The sequence below is a fragment of the Streptococcus sp. HMSC061D10 genome (assembly GCF_001808865.1).
GTDB lineage: Bacteria > Bacillota > Bacilli > Lactobacillales > Streptococcaceae > Streptococcus.
In genome coordinates this window covers 29115-51273 of the sequence record NZ_KV795019.1, presented here as the reverse complement: position 1 = coordinate 51273, position 22159 = coordinate 29115, and the positions used below count along the sequence as shown (strand labels likewise).

Annotated in this window: 15 protein-coding genes; 1 reads left to right on the top strand and 14 read right to left on the bottom strand. The window is 37.2% G+C overall.

What is annotated here, in order from left to right:
* Positions 1 to 677 precede the first annotated feature (677 nt).
* The 14 genes from HMPREF2728_RS06210 to HMPREF2728_RS06140 form a co-directional block, all read right to left on the bottom strand.
* Positions 678 to 2228 (bottom strand): ClC family H(+)/Cl(-) exchange transporter, encoded by a 1551-nt coding sequence (locus tag HMPREF2728_RS06210; protein ID WP_075227373.1) that lies wholly within the window; start codon positions 2226 to 2228, stop codon positions 678 to 680.
* 15 nt (positions 2229 to 2243) lie between these two features.
* Entirely contained in the window at positions 2244 to 3023 is a 780-nt protein-coding gene (locus HMPREF2728_RS06205) for a ribonuclease HII (RefSeq protein ID WP_075227372.1), read from the bottom strand.
* Complete coding sequence (gene ylqF, locus HMPREF2728_RS06200) at positions 3010 to 3861, bottom strand: ribosome biogenesis GTPase YlqF (RefSeq protein WP_049529666.1); 852 nt, start codon at positions 3859 to 3861, stop codon at positions 3010 to 3012. Before ylqF ends, HMPREF2728_RS06205 begins: the two co-directional genes overlap by 14 nt.
* A gap of 168 nt (positions 3862 to 4029) precedes the next feature.
* A complete protein-coding gene (imm40, locus tag HMPREF2728_RS06195; protein WP_186822194.1) occupies positions 4030 to 4362 on the bottom strand; it encodes an Imm40 family immunity protein in 333 nt (110 codons plus the stop codon).
* Between the two features lie 75 nt (positions 4363 to 4437).
* On the bottom strand, positions 4438 to 6450 hold the full coding sequence (locus HMPREF2728_RS06190; RefSeq protein ID WP_075227370.1) for a glucosaminidase domain-containing protein: 2013 nt from the start codon (positions 6448 to 6450) through the stop codon (positions 4438 to 4440).
* 214 nt (positions 6451 to 6664) lie between these two features.
* On the bottom strand, positions 6665 to 7111 hold the full coding sequence (locus HMPREF2728_RS06185; RefSeq protein WP_075227428.1) for a hypothetical protein: 447 nt from the start codon (positions 7109 to 7111) through the stop codon (positions 6665 to 6667).
* The gene (locus HMPREF2728_RS06180) at positions 7092 to 8003 is read right to left on the bottom strand and encodes a phosphodiester glycosidase family protein (protein ID WP_075227369.1); all 912 of its coding nucleotides are present in this window, start codon (positions 8001 to 8003) and stop codon (positions 7092 to 7094) included. The genes HMPREF2728_RS06185 and HMPREF2728_RS06180 overlap by 20 nt, the downstream gene beginning before the upstream one ends.
* Complete coding sequence (locus HMPREF2728_RS06175) at positions 8000 to 9043, bottom strand: bifunctional glycosyltransferase family 2/GtrA family protein (protein WP_075227368.1); 1044 nt, start codon at positions 9041 to 9043, stop codon at positions 8000 to 8002. The genes HMPREF2728_RS06180 and HMPREF2728_RS06175 overlap by 4 nt, the downstream gene beginning before the upstream one ends.
* 273 nt (positions 9044 to 9316) lie before the next feature.
* Positions 9317 to 11104: an LPXTG cell wall anchor domain-containing protein gene (locus tag HMPREF2728_RS06170; RefSeq protein WP_075227367.1), complete on the bottom strand. Its 1788-nt coding sequence runs from the start codon at positions 11102 to 11104 to the stop codon at positions 9317 to 9319.
* Between the two features lie 211 nt (positions 11105 to 11315).
* The gene (locus HMPREF2728_RS06160) at positions 11316 to 11813 is read right to left on the bottom strand and encodes a YkgJ family cysteine cluster protein (protein ID WP_075227365.1); all 498 of its coding nucleotides are present in this window, start codon (positions 11811 to 11813) and stop codon (positions 11316 to 11318) included.
* Between the two features lie 140 nt (positions 11814 to 11953).
* On the bottom strand, positions 11954 to 13132 hold the full coding sequence (locus HMPREF2728_RS06155; protein WP_075227364.1) for a hypothetical protein: 1179 nt from the start codon (positions 13130 to 13132) through the stop codon (positions 11954 to 11956).
* Positions 13133 to 13148: 16 nt separating this feature from the next.
* Positions 13149 to 16790, bottom strand: a complete 3642-nt coding sequence (gene addA, locus HMPREF2728_RS06150; protein WP_075227363.1) for a helicase-exonuclease AddAB subunit AddA — start codon at positions 16788 to 16790, stop codon at positions 13149 to 13151.
* Positions 16787 to 20038 (bottom strand): ATP-dependent nuclease subunit B, encoded by a 3252-nt coding sequence (gene rexB, locus HMPREF2728_RS06145; RefSeq protein ID WP_075227362.1) that lies wholly within the window; start codon positions 20036 to 20038, stop codon positions 16787 to 16789. The genes addA and rexB overlap by 4 nt, the downstream gene beginning before the upstream one ends.
* Before the next feature lie 288 nt (positions 20039 to 20326).
* The gene (locus HMPREF2728_RS06140) at positions 20327 to 20998 is read right to left on the bottom strand and encodes a CPBP family intramembrane glutamic endopeptidase (protein ID WP_075227361.1); all 672 of its coding nucleotides are present in this window, start codon (positions 20996 to 20998) and stop codon (positions 20327 to 20329) included.
* A 183-nt stretch (positions 20999 to 21181) separates the two neighbouring features.
* Here HMPREF2728_RS06140 and HMPREF2728_RS06135 point away from each other — a divergent pair, with 183 nt between their 5' ends.
* Positions 21182 to 21991 (top strand): Cof-type HAD-IIB family hydrolase, encoded by an 810-nt coding sequence (locus HMPREF2728_RS06135; protein WP_075227360.1) that lies wholly within the window; start codon positions 21182 to 21184, stop codon positions 21989 to 21991.
* Positions 21992 to 22159 lie beyond the last annotated feature (168 nt).

The following is a 22159-nucleotide window of genomic DNA, read 5'->3' as shown; positions in this document are numbered from 1 at the left end:
TGAAGACGTTATTTAATTGAATTTTTTTATCTAACTTTTGAATGCAGTACTCAACAATTTACTCATTCTCTTTAATATTTAAATGAAAGTTTCTTTAAAGTTTAAACGGTTACCTTCATAGGAAATGTCCCAATTTATACGATACTTTATTATACCATACTAGGTGTATGAAAAGTAATGAAAAATCTATAATATAATTTACTATCCAATATTTCTAAAATTATATAGTAAACCTTCTATTAAATAAAGGTTCATAGTTTTCTATTAACAATTGAAAGAAAATTTTACGTTTCAATGCCCCCCTTATTATTCAGAGAAAGCAAGACTCTATCCATCACTGTGTATAATGGAAAGGAATACGTCCGCTTTAAGAAATACCTGCATATTCTTTCCCCCAAAAAACTGTTCTTCTTTAAAAAATTGACGCACAAATAGCTACTTAAAGTAATCGTGATAACGACTCCTAAAGAAGTCGCCTACATCGAAAATTGAATTAACAACTATCCTAAAAAGCGTTTGGACTACAATTCACCTAGATAATTTCTTCTTTCTGGATAACTTGAACTTGAAATTTAGCTTAATTTTATCTTTTATGCTAATGATTTGCTAATTAATTATAAAATTTTTTTTTACTTATTTTTAAATCTACGTAACATAATTTATGTAAACATCATATCCTACAACAACAAATCTTTTACTTTTCCAATTTCACTTTTTGGAATCACGAGATGAATCATATCACCTAGATACATCCTTGTAGATCCATTAACTGTTTTACTTTTACCATTATGTACTTGGGTTGTGATAAGTACGTTATGTGGTAAATTGAGTTCGTGTACTTGTTTACCAGCTATTTTGTCTGAAACCGGAATTTCTATCAGTGTAATTTCTCCATCATCAGTTGCTGATTCAGGTAGCATTTTCTCCAACATGGCTTCATAGACAGGCGCTCCTTTTAGCAAATCCATGACGATGTAGGCAACTAGTGTCACCATACCTAAAGGCATGAGATTGCGGATGTCACCAACCATTTCCGTCACAAGTATCATAGCTGTCAAAGGTGCTTTTGAGATAGCCCCAAAATAACCACTCATTCCAAGGATAACAAAGATAGGAAATTGCTGCTGGCTAACAAGTCCAAGATTGACACAAATAACAGCTACTAGAGCACCAAGTATTGAACCCAATGCTAAAATCGGTAAGAAAATACCACCTGGCAGTCCACTTCCGTAACTAATCATGCTCCAGATAAAGCGAATGATAAAGTAAATTAAGAGAATTTGAAAACTGAAATCCTGTTCTGTTAAAGATAAAACAATTTGATTTCCCCCACCAAGTATCTGTGGCAGGAAGATTCCTACTGGAATGATAAGAAGAAAAGCTAGAATAGGATAATAGGCCTTATCCAGATGAACCTTTTGGCCAATCCAATCATAAACTTTTCCGACATTCAGAACGGCTTTTTCATAAAGAAAACCTGAGAGTCCAAGAAAAATTCCCATCACCAGATAAATCCAATATTGACTAAGACTCATAAGAGGGATATCATCCGGCATATCCAGAACAGGTGTTAAGCCGAAGATGAGAAGAGAGACAAAGTTTGCTACCAGACTGGCAGCCAGGGTTGAAACCCAGAAAAATCTTGAAAAATGATGGTAGACTTCTTCTACTACAAATAATAACCCTGCAATCGGCGCATTAAAGGCAGCAGCAAGTCCAGCCGCAGCTCCGCTAGCAATCAAAGAACGCTCCTCAACAGGGCTAGACTTGAGCCATTTGGCAATTCCTTTTCCTCCAGCGGCACCTAGCTGAATACTAGGACCTTCACGACCGAGCATAAGCCCACTCGCAATGGCCAAAATACCTAGAATGTATTTCTTCCAGAGGATACTCCACCAATTGAGAGACATGAGACCTTTTAACTCCGCTTCAACTTGAGGAATACCAGAACCTTTGATATCTTTTTCTGAACGTGTTAATTTGGCACTAAGTAAGCAAATAAGGATATAAAACAATAAAATAATCAATAGATTCCGTATCAGATTCTCTTGGTCATGATAAAATCCTTGAACGATATGAAAGCCTTTTTCGATCAAAAATCGAAATGATCCTACAATAATTCCTACGACTAATCCGACAATAATACCTCGCCCTACTTGAGCTAAGATCGTACTGGACGCGAAGGCAAATTCTTTCTTGGAACTAAGTATTTCCGATTGTTCCTCCATAATTCTCTCCTTTAATTATCTTTTACTATTTTCTGAAACGATCGTTTTAATCGGTTCAAAACTGGTGCGATGAATAGGTGTGACACCATGCTTTTCAATTCCTTCTAGATGCTTAGCAGTTCCATAGCCAGCATTTTGAGCAAAATCATAGCCTGGAAATTCTTCGTCATAGTTAGCCATGATCTTATCTCTGGTAACTTTAGCTATAATCGATGCTGCTGCAATAGATAAGGAGTTGGCATCCCCTTTGATGATGGATGTTTGAGAAATCGGCAAATCCAATTTCATAGCATCAATCAAAAGATGTTCTGGCTGAGGTTCAAGTTGAGAGATAGCTTGCTTCATGGCTAGTTTAGTTGCTTCATAGATATTGACTTGATCAATGACTTGATTGTCCATAATCCCAATACCGATTGCTAGGGTATTCTCTTTGACAGCCTGAAAAATCTCTTCATGTTTTTTCTTGGGAATCTTTTTACTGTCATTCAAGCCTTTAATTTTACAATTTTTGGGCAGAATGACTGCTGCAGCAACAACAGGGCCAGCTAAGGGACCTCTACCAACTTCATCAACTCCAGCAATGAAGCTTATTCCATTCTCGTAAAGCTCTTTTTCATAGCTAAGCATAGCCTCTAAGCGGAGATTTTCATCAATGTCAGCTTGAAGGGCTTTTTTCCGCTTTTGAATTTCTTTTTGGACACCTGAACGAGAATCTTTTTCAAATTCCTTGAACAAGGGACTTTCAAGATCAGTTATCTTTGCTAATGCTTCTTTTATTTCTTTAATCGTTGCCATTTAGATCATCCAATGTATCTAATGTGTAATTACCAAGTTTTCCATCACGAACTTCTTTAACAAAGAGATTGTAAAAACGATCATAATCATCACGGAAACCAAGGATACGAGTCATATCCATAATAATTTCAGGAGCTTCATCATCCAGATTCATTTGTTTAAAACGTTCTTGAAGCTTATCGGGATAATGGGTTTTAAAGTAGTTGAGACCGAAAATAGTCACTTCATCCATTGGAAGCAACTGATCCTTGATTGCTCCAGTAAGTGCAAGTTTAAGAGCGACCGTTTCATCTTCGAATTTTGGCCAAAGAATCCCTGGAGTATCCAAGATTTCAAGATCCTTATTTGTTTTGAGCCATTGTTGACCTTTTGTCACACCAGGCTTGTTACCAACTACAGCAATTTTCTTACCAGCCAAACGGTTCATCAGAGTCGATTTACCAGCGTTTGGAATACCGATTATCATGGTGCGTAAGGTTTCAATTTGAATACCACGTTCTCTTTGACGAGCAATCTTATCTGCCATGAGTTTCTTAGCAGCGTCTGTTACGACTTTAACTGTAATTTGCTCTTTAGAGTTGATAGCAAGTGTCTGAATGCCTTGTGATTCAAAGTGCTGACGCCATTCTTTTGTTAATACCGGGTCCGCTAGGTCTGCCTTGTTTAGAATCAATAGTCTTGGTTTGTCCCCGATGATTTTAGTCAGCATCGGATTTTGACTAGACAAGGGCAAACGTGCATCTACTAAAACTGTCACAAAATCAACAAATTTTAAATTTTCCTGGACCTGACGACGCGCCTTGGACATATGTCCAGGAAACCATTGAATAGTTGCCATTCTGTAAAATTCCTTTCTTTTATTGGATTTGTATCTATTCTTTCATATTTAAAAATTAAATAGATATCCTTTTTCTAAAAATAAATCACTATCTTTTATTATAACATGATTTCTCATATTTGACGCTTGATTCAATGCCGATTGTAAAATGTTTTCTAAGTCAATCAGTCACAAATTAAATTCCTCATTGTCTAAAACAATTGAAAAATAATAGTATTCACCATGATCTTTAACATAGTTGCTGATATATTTTTCTGTTTGAAAAATGGATTTACTGCTATCAATGGTTGGATCTTGTTTCTCGTAATACCAATGATCATAAGTATGTTTCAATTGGCCATTCTTGTAGCAAAAAACATCCCCACCTAGTATAATTTGATTATTGGCTTTGAGATTATCAAGTAAGTCTGGGATTACTGAATAATCATAAGCGTATGCGTCGATCCCTATGCGATTTAAATTTATCCCTCTTGTATGTATATGTTCAAAATTCTGCTTCATAAAGTTCATTTCTCAAGTTTTCTTGATAAGCAAAATCGATAACCACTATACAGTCGTTATCGATTTTAATGATTTTTAGTCTTTTTCACCAAGCTTGCTGTTAATTGACATCATGATGCTTGCAATTTTTTCTCCCCAGTATGGATCTGAAGCATAAAGAACATTCATACCTGATGATTTATTTCCTAGGTATGTTCTGCCATTATCGATGTAATTTTCGCGAATCCACTTGGCTGCACCTAAGATACCCTTATCAACATCGTCAAAACTTTTAGCTGAATCATATGGTGTTGTATCGTAAGCTGCGATACCAAAGAAGTTATTTTTATCCTTAGCAATTTGGCTACGTCCCCATGAACTTTCAAGGGCACTATGGGCGATTAGATAGAGAGCGTTGATCTGATAGCGTTCTTCAGCTTCTTTAAAGATTGCACCCTTACCTGCCAAACGACTTCCCTTGATATTCATAAGAGAATAGACTTTATCTAATTCTTCAGCTGTGTAATTGCTTGGTTTTCTTAAATCTCTAAATAAGAAAGGATTTTCAACTGTAAAGTTTTCAAAATTGATACCATCAGCTGAATAGTATTTTTTTCCAATTGCCATTGATGAACTATGAGGTGCTACACGGATACTTGCGTATGGTGACAATTCGTGGTAGAGATAGTTACCATCAGTGGCATAGTGAGGAATAAAGTCACTATCAGAGCCGACCGCTACTAGATCACTCTTGTTCATGTATCCTGAAAGGCCTGAAATTTTGACTGGAAGTCGACCGTCTTTGGCTTCTGCTCCATCAATCGCTACAATACTTCCTTGTGAAATATAGCTAAGTTTCTCACCAGAAGCGCTATATACATTTGCTGTAATTGGTTTTACTTTATAGTAAGCTGCTGTATCAGAAATCCATTTTCCATTGCTTTGGAAAGTATAGTCTTTCTCGTTAATGGTAAAGTTACCAGTTACATAAGCTCCGTCTTCTTTTAGATAATACCAAGCATTGTAGTCCTTATCGAAAATCCATTCATTTTTGGCCATATAACCAAAAGATTTGAGATAGTAAGAACCTACCCATTGATTTTCAGCATAGGTGCCGTCTGATTTGAGATAGAACCAGCTCTTGTATTTTTCATCGAAAATCCATTCACTTTTGGCCATGGCCCCACTATCTTTTAGATAGTATTTCTCTTTCCATTGGCTACTTAACATGACACCGTCTTTATTAAAATAGTACCATGAACCGATGATTTTCTCCCACTTGTCGCGAATAATTTTTCCTGATGCTGTAGCATAATACCACTTATCTTCGAGTTTTGTCCAGGCATTTTCCGCCATAGCTCCACTAGTCTTGAGAAGATAGTCTTTATAAATAGTAGCACTTAGCATGACACCAGATTCATCAAATCGATACCATTGTCCATCAATCTTTGCCCACTTGTCACGATTGATTTTTCCTTCTTGATCGCCGTAGTACCATTTATCACCAATTTTTACCCAGCTATTTTCAGCTAAGACACCACTTGCTTTGAACAGATAATCATCGTAAACTGCATTGCTGATCATGATACCATTTTCATCGAATCGATACCAAACACCAGCTATCTTTTTCCAATTATTACGAGTAACTTTCCCGTCCTCAGTGGCATAATACCATTGGTTGTCAATTTTTACCCAAGAAGATTCTGCCAAAGCACCGCTATTATTCAATAGGTAATCATTAAAAATAGTATTACTAAGCATGATGCCATCTTGATTAAAATAGTACCAGACTCCTGCTATTTTTTTCCAATTTGAAACGGGCTGATTATCCTCATAATAACGCCATTGGTTATTTTCTTTTTGCCAACCTTCTTTGTTAACTACCTCTACTACTGTTTCTTTTGAAGGTTTTTCTTTGGTCTCTGGAGTTTGAGAAGCTGCTTTTTCAGCTTCGCTTTGATTTTTCTTCTCATTGCTTACTGTATTGGTAGCAATTTTTTCTGATGATTGAACATTATTGGTAGCTTGAGAATCCTCGGCATAGACGGTCGTTTTTGCAAAACCTGCCATAGAGAGGGCAACTGTACTTGCCAGCAATATTTTTTTCATTCTTTTCTCCTTACAAATACCTAGATAGTGTATTTGATGTTTCTATATATTGTGTAAAAAACAGTATTTATCCACTATATTATACAATATTCTGTTAAATATAAAAGTAGTATCTTTCAGAAGAAAAGAACTTGTAATATTTTTAAAATATTTTAGAAATAAAAGTCAATAAAAAGTAGTCGAACATCAGCTGAACGACTACTTTTTTATAACATTATACCTGACCATAGACTTCTTTGCGATTTGTTTTGGTTGCTTTAGTAGAATTCTTCCAAAGGTTTGGATTGATGAAAATAGTAACGATCGCTAGTATTGCAAAACCAATCCCAACATACCAGTAGGGTGCATCCAAGATTGTTGAGCGTCCTGAAAGGTTAACAATACCACGGAAAAGTGTACCCGCTGTAATAATCGCTACTGCCGAATTCCATAGATTTAGACTAATACGAGAGAAATGAGGGAGAACCTTGAGAAAGATTGCTAGTAGAATCCCCCCTACAAGAGGTGCTGCAAATAAATAGTGCATATGAACAGAAGTTTCTCCAAAACTAAAAGCTTCATAAATTCTAGAAAATGCAAAGAAGAAAATAGTGATTAGTGTATAAGAAATGACCGTTTTTTTAAATCGTTTTTTGCCAAAATTAGTAACCGATGTAGACAATGTCACTCACCGCCCTTTCTGAAATTTTGTTTCCACCAGTCGTTGGTTTATTGATAACCTGACCGTTGAAGTAAAGTGTAGATGATCCACCACCATCAAGGTTGTAGGCTGTTTTTGCTCCATAAGATTTCATGACCTCAGCAAGCTGATAAAGAGATAGACCTTCACTTTCAGAGGTACGTCCATCTGAAACCACGATGATATAGTGGTTTTCATCGATAATACCAATAGCTGTACGAGGATTTGAAGCCATGGCCTGTCCTACTTCTGTATTGGTATCAACTGCAATTTCACCATTTTCGACCAAGACTGGTCCAAAAGCTAATAGATTGACGACACCGTCATTTACTAGTTGCTCAGCTGAGATCTGATCTTCGTAAATAACCTTGAAAGAGCCGTCTTTATAAATAGCTAGGTCGCCATTACTAGAATCTTCACGAACAGTATCACGATAAACTACTCCATTACGAATAACATAACCTGTAGAGTTAGCACCATAGTAGTCCCCGTTTACCGCTAAAATGGCATTGTTGTCAGCTGCGGTTACAGAGGTTTTCGCAGTTACGTTAGTTCCATAAGCATTTTGAGCAAAGGCAGTTTTCAGATAATCTGATGACCTCAGAGTAATATCAGCGACGTAGACTTGTGTATTATTGACCGTCGTTTCAGACAAATTGACGGAAATATTGTCATCTTTATAACTAGAGTCAGTGACAGTAGCTGTCTTAGCAGCTTGACTTGCTGCTGCAGCATTGGAACTTGTGCTAGTTGTGGCAACTGTCGAGATAGTTTCAGCGAGGACAAAGGTCTTTAGCATTGAGTAACTAAAGGATCCTGTCAAGAGTAGGCCAAGAACTGAGGCGTAAGCATAGCGTTTCTTTAAAAATTTCATAATACAGTTGATGTCCTTTCCTTAAAAATGAATTTCTTCTGAACTGTCCAAGAAACAGCGAAGAGAAGGATGCCGACGATAACTTTAGCAATCAGAAGGTTGATACCAAATACTGTAAATAAGAGACGAATCAGTAGCGTGTCTAAGATAAAGAGTCCGACTGCTAGACCAAAGTATCCTATCCCTGTTTTCACAAGGCTATCGTCATTTTTAAAGACTAGTTTTTTATTTGTAGAATAGTTGAAAATAGAGCTAGTCACACGAGCGACTCCGTTTGCTAGAAAGATTCGTAGACTCGTCGGAACTGTCGGCAAAATCAAGATTGCTAGGGCGTAAACGACATAGTCTACAACAAAGCTACTAAGAGATGATAAGGCAAATTTAAAGATATTTTTATAAATCATGAGCCCATCTTGGATTGGACGGAAGTGTGAAGCCTCATTGTCATTAATATAGACAGTTTCAATCGGCACTTCTAGAATCTCGTATTCTTTCGTTGCTTCGAGCAACATATTCATCTCATATTCATAACGTTGGCCTTCTATTTTTAACATAAAAGGAATCAAGTTTGTCGTAAAAGCACGAAGACCTGTCTGCGTATCTGTTACTCCTACTCCTGTTTGAAGCTTAAAGAGAGCTTTGGTTAAGCTGTTACCAAAACGGCTACGAAGGGGAACTTTTCCAGAAAAGGCACGTACACCCAAGATTAGCTTGTTTGGATTTTCGGAAGCTTTATTAGCCGTGCGGAAAATATCCCATACCTTGTGCTGTCCATCCGCATCTGCTGTGACAACCGTACCATAAATCTTTTGTTCTTGGATATAAGTAAAGGATGTTTTTAGAGCCTGCCCTTTACCTTGGTTCACCTGGTGACGAATGACAGTAGCAAATTGTTTTGCTTTATCAAAGATTTTTTGGCACTCTGATGAACTGCCGTCGTCTATAACTAAGATATGAAAATCACTCTTTTCGTGAATTTTTTCGATGAGTTTGATAAGTTTATTATCTGGTTGATAAGCTGAAATGACTATGTAGTTCATATCGATACCTCTTTCTTTGATGATGGTATAACTATACAGAACATCGCTTAAAGATACCTTATATCAGTTTTCTTTAAGATTAGGTTTAAAAAACTTTAAGCTTAAAAAAAGGCTTGTCACTTAACGAGAAATTTAGTTTGAATTTTCAGATAAAAATAAATATACAAATTCCAAAAAAATAAAATCTGTTTGGTACAGACTCTAACTATAGAAATATTGGACACTACACTAAAAAGCCATCCAATTTGGATGACTTTTTTTAAAACTATTTACTTAGTTCTCTGATTTTTTACTTTTTTTGAAAAGTGAAATACCAAAGATTCCAGTTAAAATAGCAAGAAGATTCATAGCTAATGGCGAATCAGAAGTTCCTGTATTTGGTAACTGAGCTTTTTCTGGAGCTGATTTTTGCTCAGTAGATTGAACATTTTCTGGTTGAACAGGATTTGGAGCTGGCTCTGGTTTTGGATCTAGTGTTGGTTTTGGATCCGGAGTTGGTTTTGGATCCGGAGTTGGTTTTGGATCTGGTGTTGGTTTTGGATCTGGTTCTTTCTCATACTCATAGATAACATGAGTTGTACCTTCTTTTAACTGACCTGTTTCAGGTGCAGATGTTGAAGAAACACCAACTAGATTGTATTTTTTACCATCTACAGTGATAGAAGACGGACGCTCATCTGCGTTTTCAGCAGCATTATAGGTCACAAGATTTCCATCAGATCCATAAATAGAAGTTAATGGTGTGTCTTTATAAGTTTCCTTGATAGATTGATTTGTTCCTTTGATCACATAATCCACCACTACGTCTCCATAGTGAAGCGTAGAAACATCCTGGTCAGCCATATCTTCAAACTCTGAAGCATAATATTTAACATGACGACCGTATTTCAAATGGAAGATTTTTACATAATTAAAGAATGTCTCAGGATTAATATTAACATCATGAGGAATAGTTGTCCAATCACCATTATTTGGTGTGATATGAGTATTTTGGTTTGCAACTGACCTAATTAGATGATCATTCTGAACATAAGTATCATCTACTAAACTTGGATTACCTAGGGCGCCATAAGTCACTTCTCCGTTACTGTTTGCATAATACGGATGATAGAGAGAATATTCTTCTAAATGTTGACAACCTTCTTCATAAGAGCTGATTCCACCTTCTTGGCTACATTTCCATTGAAATCTAACATCAATTGGTAAGTACTTAATCTTCTTAGCTTCTTCCAAAGGTACAGTTACTGACATATGAAAAGCTATTGATCTAAGTGTTTTTGAACTGATAGCATATACGTTAACAGTTCCATCACCTAAGTCATCATCTTCCATATTAACAATAGATGGTTTCTTTCCAGTTGCTAGTTCTTCCGCAGTTGGAATAACTGATGAATTTGAGTTTAAATTAGATTCAGGATTAGGATCTGCAGTAATCTCATCTCTAGTAATTTCTTTCATTGGGACATTAACAGATACTGGATTTTCATTAGCATCACGTGTTCCAATCAAAGTGAAATCAGCCTTCGCACCTGCAATTTTAGGAATACGAACACGAATGTCACGGACTGTGTGGCCACGATCACTTGAGTGCATTCCTTTGAAGGCTACAGTGTAATTATAGACTACACTTTTACCATCTTCACTAAAATGTGCTGGAAGTCCTTCAACATTGACGTAACCACCTTCATCAATGATATTACTACCATCTGGTTCGCAACTAGCGCCTGGGGCAGAGCCTGGTGAAGTCCCAGAAGGACAAGTTGAATCTTTTTTCCCGCCAGTTGTAGCTTCGCTATTAGTTGAGATTTCTTCAGTTTTAGGTGAGGAAGCATTGGCATCCTCTTCGTCTGATTTTAGTGAGGTGTCACTAGTAGGCTCTGGTGCAACCATATTGTCTACTGAAGAAGTGTCCTCAGCAGCAGTTGAATTAGTAATACCTAGTGTCACTGAAACATTTGCTGGTTCGCTATTAGTTTCTTCAGCTTGAACTACTGACTGAGAAACCAAATTTAGAGCAAAGACAGACATTGTGATAATGCCAAATTTAGTGAGTTTTTTCATACACTTTTTCTCCTTATATGATATGAAAGGGGATAATGCATAAGCAAAATCCGATAGATTGATAATTTTTTCACATACATTATATCATGTAAACGCTTAATTAACAAACAATTACCCAATTCATTTAGAAATATTACAGGTTTTTTTAAAAAAGGAGAAAGGACGTTCAATGTTACACCATAAAATACAGAAAAACCGAATAAAGATTTCTTCATTCGATTTTTTCTTTTAACTTTTCAACAAAGAGATAGGCTGCTGGACAAGTTAAGGTATTTTTAATAGTAAGATTATTGATTTGGTAAATCTTCTTACGGTCAGTATGTGGAAATTCACGACAGGCTTTTGGACGGACATCGTAGATGGAACAGAGATTATCGCCTCCTAAGAAGGGACAAGGCATTGACTTAAAGACTTTATCACCGTCTTCATCTACTTGCAAAAACTCAGCTTCAAAGGCTGGCAATTTCATTTTAAAGTATTTTGCGATACGTGTGATATCTGCTTCTTTGAAGTCTGGACCAAGACTCTTGCAACAGTTAGCGCAGGCTGTACAATCAATTTCAGTAAAAACTTCTTGATGGATTTGAAGGGCAATTTTATCCAAATTTTTAGGTGCTTTCTTTTTCAGATTTCCTAAAAACTTCCGATGCTCTTTTTGTTTTTGCAAGGCTAGTTGGTGATAATATTCGATATCGATTTCTTTTGACATAGTTTCTTTCTATTTTTTTAATGTTGATACTAACATTTTTAGTTTATACATAAACTAAATTATGTAAAATACTCTTAAGACATAATTTTAACAATAATGAGTCTCTCTTTTTAGGACGTTTTTAACGTTAGCTTTCCTCGTTATACTATCATTCTTTCTAAAAAGGGTTTGATGCAGTTAGTTAAAATGCCTTCTATCCATGTTTTTTGTGCGGACGATAGGTTTTCTGCATTTAAAGACTCCTTTAAAAAATCACGTACCTGGTCGGGTGCTATTTCAAACTCAAAAGCCTTCATTTTGTAGAAAAAATCAAATAGATTATTAGATAGGTATTCTCTTGAAAATGGGATTTCTCCAGTTTTTCGATACATGGTTAAAAGTCGAGAAAAGCGAGCTTTTTCTTCTGGAATATCTTGGAAATAAGAGTTTAACAACCAGACTTGCTTTTGTTTTCTTTCATGGGGATCTTGACTAGCAATCCGTTGATCCTTTTCGAGTTCTCTTTGGTACTGTTTTGATTTGATAGAGCGTTCTGTTCGATTTTTACCAAAGAGAATTTTTTCCCACTGGCGTTCCTCTAGAGTCAGTGTTTCGCTCAGTCCAAAGTAATCCTGATAGGCACGTTCAGCTGGTCCCATTGCTAGAACCAGGTTATCCGCATATTGTTTTGCAATCTTGTCTCGCTTCTTTCGTTCCTTTTCAGCTTTGATGCGAAGTTCTTGCTCATAGTCAATTTTTTCTTTTCCTAGTTTAACTAGATAGATTTGATCGTCAGATTTTCCAAGTAGAAAAGGTTTGATAAATTTCTCAAGAACTTCTTCCATACGAGCTTTCTTCAAAGGCTCTGCCTTAGTCCAACTTCCACCTTGAAACACCTCCAAAAAGAGTTGATAATCCTTTTCTGGTGAGAATTGATTACCTCGATTTGACTTAAAAGCTCCCTTTTCCCATAGCCAGTTGATCAGTCGCTCATCAAAATCTGTTTTATTAACTCGAATGGCTTCTTTTTTCTGGGCCTTTCTGGTTAGATTTTCAAGCTTTCTGACAAGTTTTTCCTCCTCTTCTAGCTGTTGATCTAGGCTAATTCTTTGGAAATGACGCACACAGTCACTCCCAATGGGAAAGAGACGTTTGCCAGTAACTCCGTTAAAAAGTTCATAAGCATACTTAATAGCATTACCACAGACACAATTGCTTCGACCGATTCCATTAAAAATCAAGGAAACTTCACTCCATTCTTTGGTAGCTTGTTCCCAAGTATCGGCTTTAGATGCCTCTAAAACTGCATCATATAAGTTTTTTCGAACAGGAATGGACATGATGTCTCCTTTCTTTTTAGAGTTTAATGACTTCTACTTGGTCTTTACCAAGTAGAATCAAATATTTCTCAACTGTTTCTATCTGATAAGAGCGAGATAGAGCCTCTGCATAGAGATCTAATTGTCCTCGATAGCGTTCAACAAGCTGACTAGCATGCTCATAACGGTCTGTCTTGTAGTCAAAGAGAGCAATCTTGTCATCGTAGAGGAGATACCCATCTAAGATTCCACGAACAACAAAGTTTTCTTGGCTTTTCTCGTCTCTTTTTAACATTGAGAAAGGTTGTTCTCGATAGAGTTTATCTTGATTTGCAAGAATCTCTTGACCTAGAGCTGTATCAAAGAAGGACAAAATTTTTCCTAGATTGATTTTGGATTTGACATCCGAACTTACTTGAACTTGCTCCAGAGCTTCTGTCAAGGTTTCTAATGTAGGTTTTTTATCGAGATTGATTCGTTGCATGAGTTCATGGGTAGCACTACCAATTTCAGCACCAGTAACTTTATTAGTTTTAGAGAAATCAGGAAGGTTGAATTGAACAGTGCTTTCTTTTAGTTGACTTTGACCAGCCACTACTACGCCTTCCATATCCATGACGGGTTCATAGAATTTTTTAATCTGACTTGGCGTTTGAACACTTGGAAGATTAATTGCTGCTCGGTGGACTTGATTATAGACTTCCACTTCTTTCAGCATTTCTAAAGCTTCCTTAATGGTATCAGATTGACGGTTATCTGCTTGAGATTGATCTTGAAGCTTACTTTTATTTTCCAAGACTCCGATAGCTTCCTTGGTTAAGTCTTCTTCACCCTCAAAAAGTACAGTGAAGTGCAAATCATCTTTCGTAAATGCTTGGTAAATCGCCCAAATCCAGTCCTGGAAATTAGTAGCATCTAGTCTAGTTTCTCGAGTCAAAAGACCTTTTCCATTTGTCGGATATTCTTTAGACTCCAACTTTTCTCGAGATCCTTTTCCGACTAAATATAATTTTTTCTCAGCACGCGTCATGGCTACATAAAGCAAACGCATGAGTTCAGAATAGCTTGCTAATTGAAGTTCTTCTTCATTTTGCGTATAGGTCAAGCTAGGGATAGATAATTTAATCGTAGATGGAACGTATTCCTCTTTTGCATTTGTAGTTACTCTAGCTACGTACTTAAGACCAAGGCCATTTTTACGACTTAGGATAACTTCAGACATGGAATCTTGCTTGTTAAATTGCTGATCAATATTGAGAATAAAGACATAAGGGAACTCAAGCCCCTTACTCTTATGAATACTCATTAGTTCTACAGCATCCTTAGGTGGTGCCACAGTGACATTGGCAAGATCATGCTGGGCTTCCAAGACTTGGTCAATCATTCGAATAAAGCGAGATAATCCCTTGAAATTACTCTTTTCAAACTGATCGGCTCTTAGGGCAAGGGCGTAGAGATTTGCCTGTCTGGCCTGTCCATTTGGTAAAGCACCAACATAGTCATAGTAAAAGCGGTCGCTATAAATTTTCCAAATGAGATCATAAAGTGAATGCGTTTTGGAATACAAACGCCAATCTTGGACGGTTGCCATGAAAATACCTAGCTTCTTTTGTAATTCAGCTTTGATTAAATCCTTTTGAAGACCAATTTTCTCCTGAGCATTGACTAGTTTCTCATAAAAGTTTTCTTGAACCTTATCCTCGGATTTCTGAAGGGCTAATCGAGCCAATTCATCTTCATCAAAACTAAACATAGGAGACTTCATGAGAGCTACTAAAGCGAAATCTTGAAGAGGGTTATGGATGACACGAAGGGTATCTAACATGACTTGGACTTCTAAAGACTGTAAATAGTTGCTTTGAGCACCATCTGTCTTGACTGGAATCCCATACTCAGACAAGGCAAGTAGAACCTGGTCATTGCGACTTCTGCTTGCAGTCAAAAGAGCAATGTCCTTGAATGGCACACCTTTATCATTATGAAGATGAATTATCTCCTTAAGCACCATCCGCATTTCACCAGTCAGTTTGTTGGTTACTAATTCCTCATCGTCATCACTATCATCATCCTTATCATATAAGAGAACTTCTGCCTTGTTTTCAGGATTTGCTTGAATATCAGTATTTCCAAAAACAAGCTGGTGCATACCATCATAAGAAATCTCTCCAACTTCCTCGTCCATAAGATGTTTAAAGACGTCATTAGTAGCATCAAGAACTTCTGAACTACTACGGAAATTTTCTTTAAGTAGAATTAACTGACCTTCTTTGCCATCTTGAGCAAAACTGTAGAATTTTTCATTGAAGATTTGGGGATCTGCCTGTCTAAATCGATAAATAGACTGCTTAATATCTCCTACCATAAAACGATTATGCCCGTTAGAGAGGAGTTCCAGCATTCTTTCCTGGATGTGGTTGGTATCTTGGTACTCATCGACCATGACTTCGTGGAAGCGTTCCTGGTATTCTCGACGAACCTGAGGGTAGTTTTCTAAAATTTCAATGGTATAGTGGCTAATATCAGCAAATTCAAAGGCGTTTTCTTCACGTTTACGCTTTCGATAGGCATCAACAAAATCTCTCATGAAGACCTGGAAAGTCTTAGCCAAGTCCCAAGACTCTTGATGATATTCTTCTTGGAATTTCAATAAAGTAATTTGGTCATTTAATGCGTTCAGCTTTTCAAACTTGTCTTTTCTCTCTTGGTTGTATGCTTCTTTCAGTTCTTGAAGTTCAGCCTTGCGACTAGCATTTGTAAGAGCACGGCCCCCCTTATCCTTAGAAATACTTACAACTCGCTCTAGAACTTCTTGATATTGATTAAAAGTTGATTCGTGAGTTAAAGAACTGATTTCATCAAGAACTTGTTGGACAGCTTCTAAGTAGGCTGCTTTCCCAAATTCCTTAGCATCATTCTCTAGATGGTAACGGAAGAAACTTTCCAAATCCCAAAGTCTTTCTTTTAAATCCTCTGCAAGGTTTTCTTTAGCAACTGTAAAATCAGCCTCTTCAAAGCCTTTTAGAAAAGAATTTTCTAGCCAAGCCTGAGGATTGCTAGTGGATTGTAAAAAGTCATAAATCATATAGACCTGTTTACGCAAACCACGCGCATCCTTACTTTTACCCGCAAAGTTCTTGACCAGCTGACTAAACTGTTCTTGTTCTTTACCTTGGTAGTGACATTCAAAAACTTGACGAAAGACCTCATTTTTTAAGAGGAACTGCTCACTTTCATTCTGAAGAATGCGGAAGTTTGGAGCAAGGTCGAGAAGATAGCCATGTTTGGTTAGGAACTTCTGAGTAAAAGAGTCCATGGTCCCGATCGCAGCGTTTGGTAAATCAGCTAGTTGTCTGCCGAGGTGTTTTTTTAGATCCATATCTTGAGTCTCTTGGATTTGTTGGCTGATTTTCTTTTCCAAGCGTTCTTTTAACTCGGTTGCTGCCTTTACCGTAAAGGTTGAGATAAAGAGTTGGCGAATCTCAACACCACGCGCTAGTTGATCAAGAATTCGTTCAGCCATGACAAAGGTTTTCCCTGAACCAGCTGAAGCTGAGACCAGAATATTTTGACCAGAGCTATAGATAGCTTGAATTTGTTCAGCTGTTTTCTTGGGTTTCTTGTTAGACTGAGCTTCTGCTACTTGCAATACTGCAATCTCTTCTTGGGATAAAAATTTCATCGCTCCAACTCCTCTCTGATTTTATTAAACCATGCTTCCTTGGCATTGCTATTGGCAACCTTATCTAACAATCTAGCCTGACCCAGATGGTAATTGGCTTCAAAACCTGTAATAGCTTGATATTGTTGAACATAGGGTGCAATGCTTCTGCCATCTTCTGTATAGGGATTGATCGCAAATTCACCAGATAAAATCTTCTCTGCCGCCTTCTTATAGATAAGGGCATTATAGTCTAACAATAACTGGAATTCCTCATCAGACAACTGATAGGTCTTGTTCTTATTGTAAAGTTCCCCAAGGTTCTTTATCTCTTTTTCGAGAAATAGCCCTTGATATTTCATACTCTTAGTCGTTTCTGCTAAAGCCTTTGAAAGAGTTTTAACAGTTTGTAAGGACTGAACTGGCTCAGCCATCTCTAGATACATAGCACCAAAGAAATCGGTATTTCCTTCTTTCTTAAGAGCAGCTAGATAGGTTGGTAATTGTGAATTAAGGCCGTTATAGAAGAGAGGAAACTTAAACTGAGTTAGAGAAGATTTGTAATCGACAACACCAATAGCTTCACTTGTCTTTAAGCGATCTATGCGGTCAACCTTACCACGAATATAGACATTACGACCATTATCTAGCTGAATAAAGGCTTGTTCCTTGCCACCGAAGACGGCTTCTTCCTGAATGGTTTCAATTTCAGAATTGTGACGAAGAATGTGCCCAGTTGCACGCGCAACGTCTAAAAGAACTTCCTTGGTTAATTGGGCTTCCAAACTTTCTTGATAAATCGCTTGAAACTCACGTTCTTGACTAGTTTCAGAGATTGCTTGTTCTAAACGTCGGTCAAAAGGTGTATCAACAGGAAGTTTCAATACACGTTCAAAGATACGATGCAAGAAATTCCCGTGACTTCTTGCATCCGGTTTAAGACGCAATTCTTCCTGCAAGCCTAAGACATAACGAAGGTAATAGCTGTATTCATTACGATAAAACTCTGTTAATCCAGAAGTTGATAGATAGAAATCCTGATCTTGAGGATACAAGGCATCTAAAGTATCTGCTGCTAAAGTCTTACTTCGTGGACTTATAGGCAGAACTGGATTATCCAGACCTTTACCCTCCAACTTTTTACCCATAACACGTGCTAAAACTTTGACAAAGGTTAAGTCCTGCTCACTTGTCTCCAACTCACCTTGCTGGTGATAAGCAACAAGACTAGACAAAAGACTGTGATAAGAACCAATATCATCCTTTGATAAGTTTCTTCGATCGATTCTCTTTTCAATCTTGCTAAAACCAAAATCCTGCAATTCTTTCAGATAAACTGACTCTTTACTCTCGTTTTCATTGAGTAAACTTGGTGCCGATAAGACCAATTCCTTCCTAGCAGAATTGACCAAAGAAAGCATGGTATAGCGATTCTTCTTGAGGTTCTCTTGACTTGTAATCAGTAATTGTGAACCTTCTTGAGTTGCTTGGTTTAGCACTTCTCTTTCTTCATCGCTCAAAAGACTAGTATTTTGGCTAATTTTAGGCAAGTGATCTTGAGTTAAGCCAAGTGCATAGATGTAATCAGAAGTCAAAGGCGCAATCAAATCATAACTTTGCACCAGAACCGTATCTACCGTTGCTGGGATTGTACGATAATTTGATAAGGACATCCCTGAATGAAGAAGTGCCAAAAAATCATCTAAAGTAACCTGAGAACCTTCAAATACGGTAGCAAATTGCTCCATTACGTGGCAAAATGCTTTCCAGACCTCCTCTTGTCTTTCTTGTTCTGCCGCTTCCATTGTATCAGATAAGATTTGCAGTTGCTTAGTCACAAAGGAATCCTTCAAAAAGTTGTTCCATTTTGTAAGGATATTTTCAGTCTTTTGCTTACGACTGGATAATAAAGTTTCTAGTGGATTTAGGACACGGACACGCAGCTCATTTAATTTTTCTAAATCAAATTTTCCATGATGATTTTTTGTAAATTCTTGTTTAAAGTTTGAAAGACCATCAATACCTAAATAGCGGATATATTGTTCAAAGCTATCGATTTCTTCTTGAGCAAGGTCGGTATATAAGCCGGTTCGTAGCAGATTAATCAAATCTTCCTGACGGAAATTGTATCGTTTGAGACGTCCAACGGATTCTACAAATTGAGTCAAAGGATGATGAGCCATAGACTCACTTTTACCCAGATAGAAAGGGATCTGATATTGATTAAAAATTGTCTGCAAGGACAGTTTATAAGACTCTACATCTCCTAGTAAGATACGAAAATTTTTGTAGCTTAGTTCAGGTTCTTGGTGCAATTTTTGGCGAATACTACGGGCAACGAGCTCTAACTCTTCTTTCTGTGTCAGACAAGACCATATTTGCAATTCTTCTCTATCCTTAGCATCAACATCTATGCTGATTTCAGAAAAATCATAAGTACTTTCCAGTAATTTTGAGACCTTGGCAAAAGCATCAAGATTTTCATGTTCTTGACATGCATCTTCTGCCTTGGTCTGATATTTAAAACCTAAATGACGTAGAAATTCAACACTGGCTTGATAGAGGTTCCCTTCACTAAAAGGGCTATTATAGGCTTTCTTAGTTGCATAGACACCAATAATAATCTCAACACCCTTACGATGAAGCAAATCCACTAGGTGTTCCTCTTCTGCAGAAAATCGGGTAAAACCATCAATGATTAGAGCAATCTTACTAAAATCACTACTTACCTTGTTTTCTTCGATAGCATTAATCAGATAGGATAATGGACTCCCCTGTGAAACTTGACCTTGATTTAAATAAGCTGTTACCTTTTCAAAAATCAAGAGTAAATCAGAGCGTTTATCAGCATCTGTCAATCTTTCCAAGTCCAAAAAACTCATCTTTGCAGTTGAAATTTCATGATAAATCTCAATCAGTTGCTGGATGAATTGCGGATCTTGCTTAATAGCCCCATAAACACGTAAATCCTTAGGATCAATCTCGGACAGACACTTATAGAAAGCCATACCAAGACCGATATCATCGAGACTAGTCCTCTCAGGAATATCATTTAAGACCAGATAACGAGCCATTTGAGCGAAGCGCGTGACTGTAATAGCAAAAGAAGCCTGCTGACTCAAGTACTCCAGCACGGCGCGTTCCTTTTCAAAAGATAGAGAGTTAGGGGCAATATAAAAGACTCGTTTGCCTTGGGCAACCAGTCCTTGAGCCTCCTTGGTCAGGATTTCTGTCAAAGAAGTCCGAATATCAGTATAAAGTAATTTCATCTCAGCCTCGTTGGAATTTTTCATTACTCTATATTATACCATTTTTTGACTGCTAATCCTATAAATAGAGAGTTCTTAGAACTTCTCAAGAAAAGAATGAGGCTGGGACAAAAGTCCTAGCCTCTCAATTGTCTTTGGATTGTCGAGCAAGACGCAGTGGTTGAGTGGGCTCTACTACGCTGATTTCATCAGCTTTTACAGCCCTACTCAACTGTGCGGAGGTGGGACGACGAATTCGAATTCTAATGAATTACCGATTTCTATCCCACTCTCATTGATCGATAAGCACTAACTACCAGAAAACAAGAGTACCCATAATTCCCAAAATGCTAAAATGTTAATCATGATATGGAGCAAAATGGGATAATAGAGAGAATGAGTTTTTCGGTAGAGGAATGCTACAATCGCTCCTCCGCTTGCATAGGTGAAAAAGGCAAGTGGTGTTATACCATCAGAAACATGCACATAGCCAAAGACACAGGCTGATAGTAAAACATCTCCATACCAAGGTGAATCTTTCAAAAATGTATTCATGAGAACTCCTCGATAAACCAATTCTTCTGTAATTGGTCCTAGCAGACAAGTAATAAGCAATAAATATAGTAACTCTTGTCGCCCTGTCATCTCAACTAATTCATTTAAAGCCATTTGATTGGACGTTGCTGGGGTTAAAAAGGAAAACACAATACCTGAAAGATGATTGACTCCATAAGCAAGAAGCAAATAAACTGGATATCTCCATTTCCACTTCAACTCAAGAATTTTCCTACCTTCGAATACTAGTAAATAAAGAATAGCTATAAAAGTAACGATGAGCTCTAAAAAAGCAAGAATTTGAAAAAATTCTCTACTAGCAGGTACAAGCCTACCTGCAAAATGATTAAAAATCCACCAAAACCATGTCTTTCTATAAATAATTACTAACAAGGCTAGTAAAATCTGTACTGTTCTTTTTTTCATGCCAAGTCCTCTGATTTTTTATCCATTATCAGCATAATATTAAATATATTACTAATTTAGTATATCATATTTTTGTTATCTATCTACTAAAAACCTAAATAGAAATGGCATTTCACTTAGCTTTAGACTTATTTGCCTCAAAATATGCTATAATATAGGCAAAACACGTGAAAAGGAAATACTATGATTAAACTACTTGCTCTTGATATGGATGGTACTCTTCTCAACGAAGCCAAGGAAATTCCTCAGGCTCATATTGATGCTATTCATAAAGCTATCGAAAAAGGTGTCAAACTGGTTCTCTGTACTGGTCGTCCTCTCTTCGGAGTCCTCCCCTACTACAAGAAACTCGGTTTAGATACGGATAATGAATACGTTATTGTCAATAATGGTTGTTCTACCCACCAAACCAGTGACTGGAGCCTTGTTGACTGGCGAGAACTTAGCAAATCAGACATCGAATACCTCAATGACCTTGCTGAAAAGAGTGATGTTCAATTAACTCTCTTTGATGAAGAGCACTACTTCGTTCTTGGAGGCAAACCAAATCCTATCGTTCAATACGATGCGACACTTGTTTTCTCTGACCTGACAGAAATCTCACTGGAAGAAGCTACTAGCGGGAAGTATCGTATGTTCCAAGGTATGTTCTTAGGTACAAAGGAAGAAACAGATGATTTTGAACAACGATTTGCTGATGAACTTTGTCAGAGATTTAGCGGTGTTCGTTCTCAACCAGTGATCTACGAAGCCATGCCACTTGGCACAACCAAGGCTTCTGCTCTTTCTCGTTTGGCTGAGATTTTGGATATCAAACCTTCTGAAATCATGGCAATGGGTGATGCCAATAACGACATTGAGATGTTAGAGCTTGCTGGGCTGGGGATCGCCATGGGAAATGCCAGCGACCTCGTCAAATCTCTCGCTGATGCCGTAACTTCCAGCAATGAAGAAGATGGTGTTGCACGCGCTATTGAGAAATATATTTTGTAGAAAATAAGCCCAGTCAACTAGTATTTCTAGCCAACTGGGCTTTTATTTTTTAGAAATTTGAAAACTTTAGAAACTCTTTAGAAATGCTTGACGATTCTTTGATATCTATGCTTTATACTAGAGTTATAAAAATAAAACATCTTATACTCTTCGAAAATCAAATTCAAA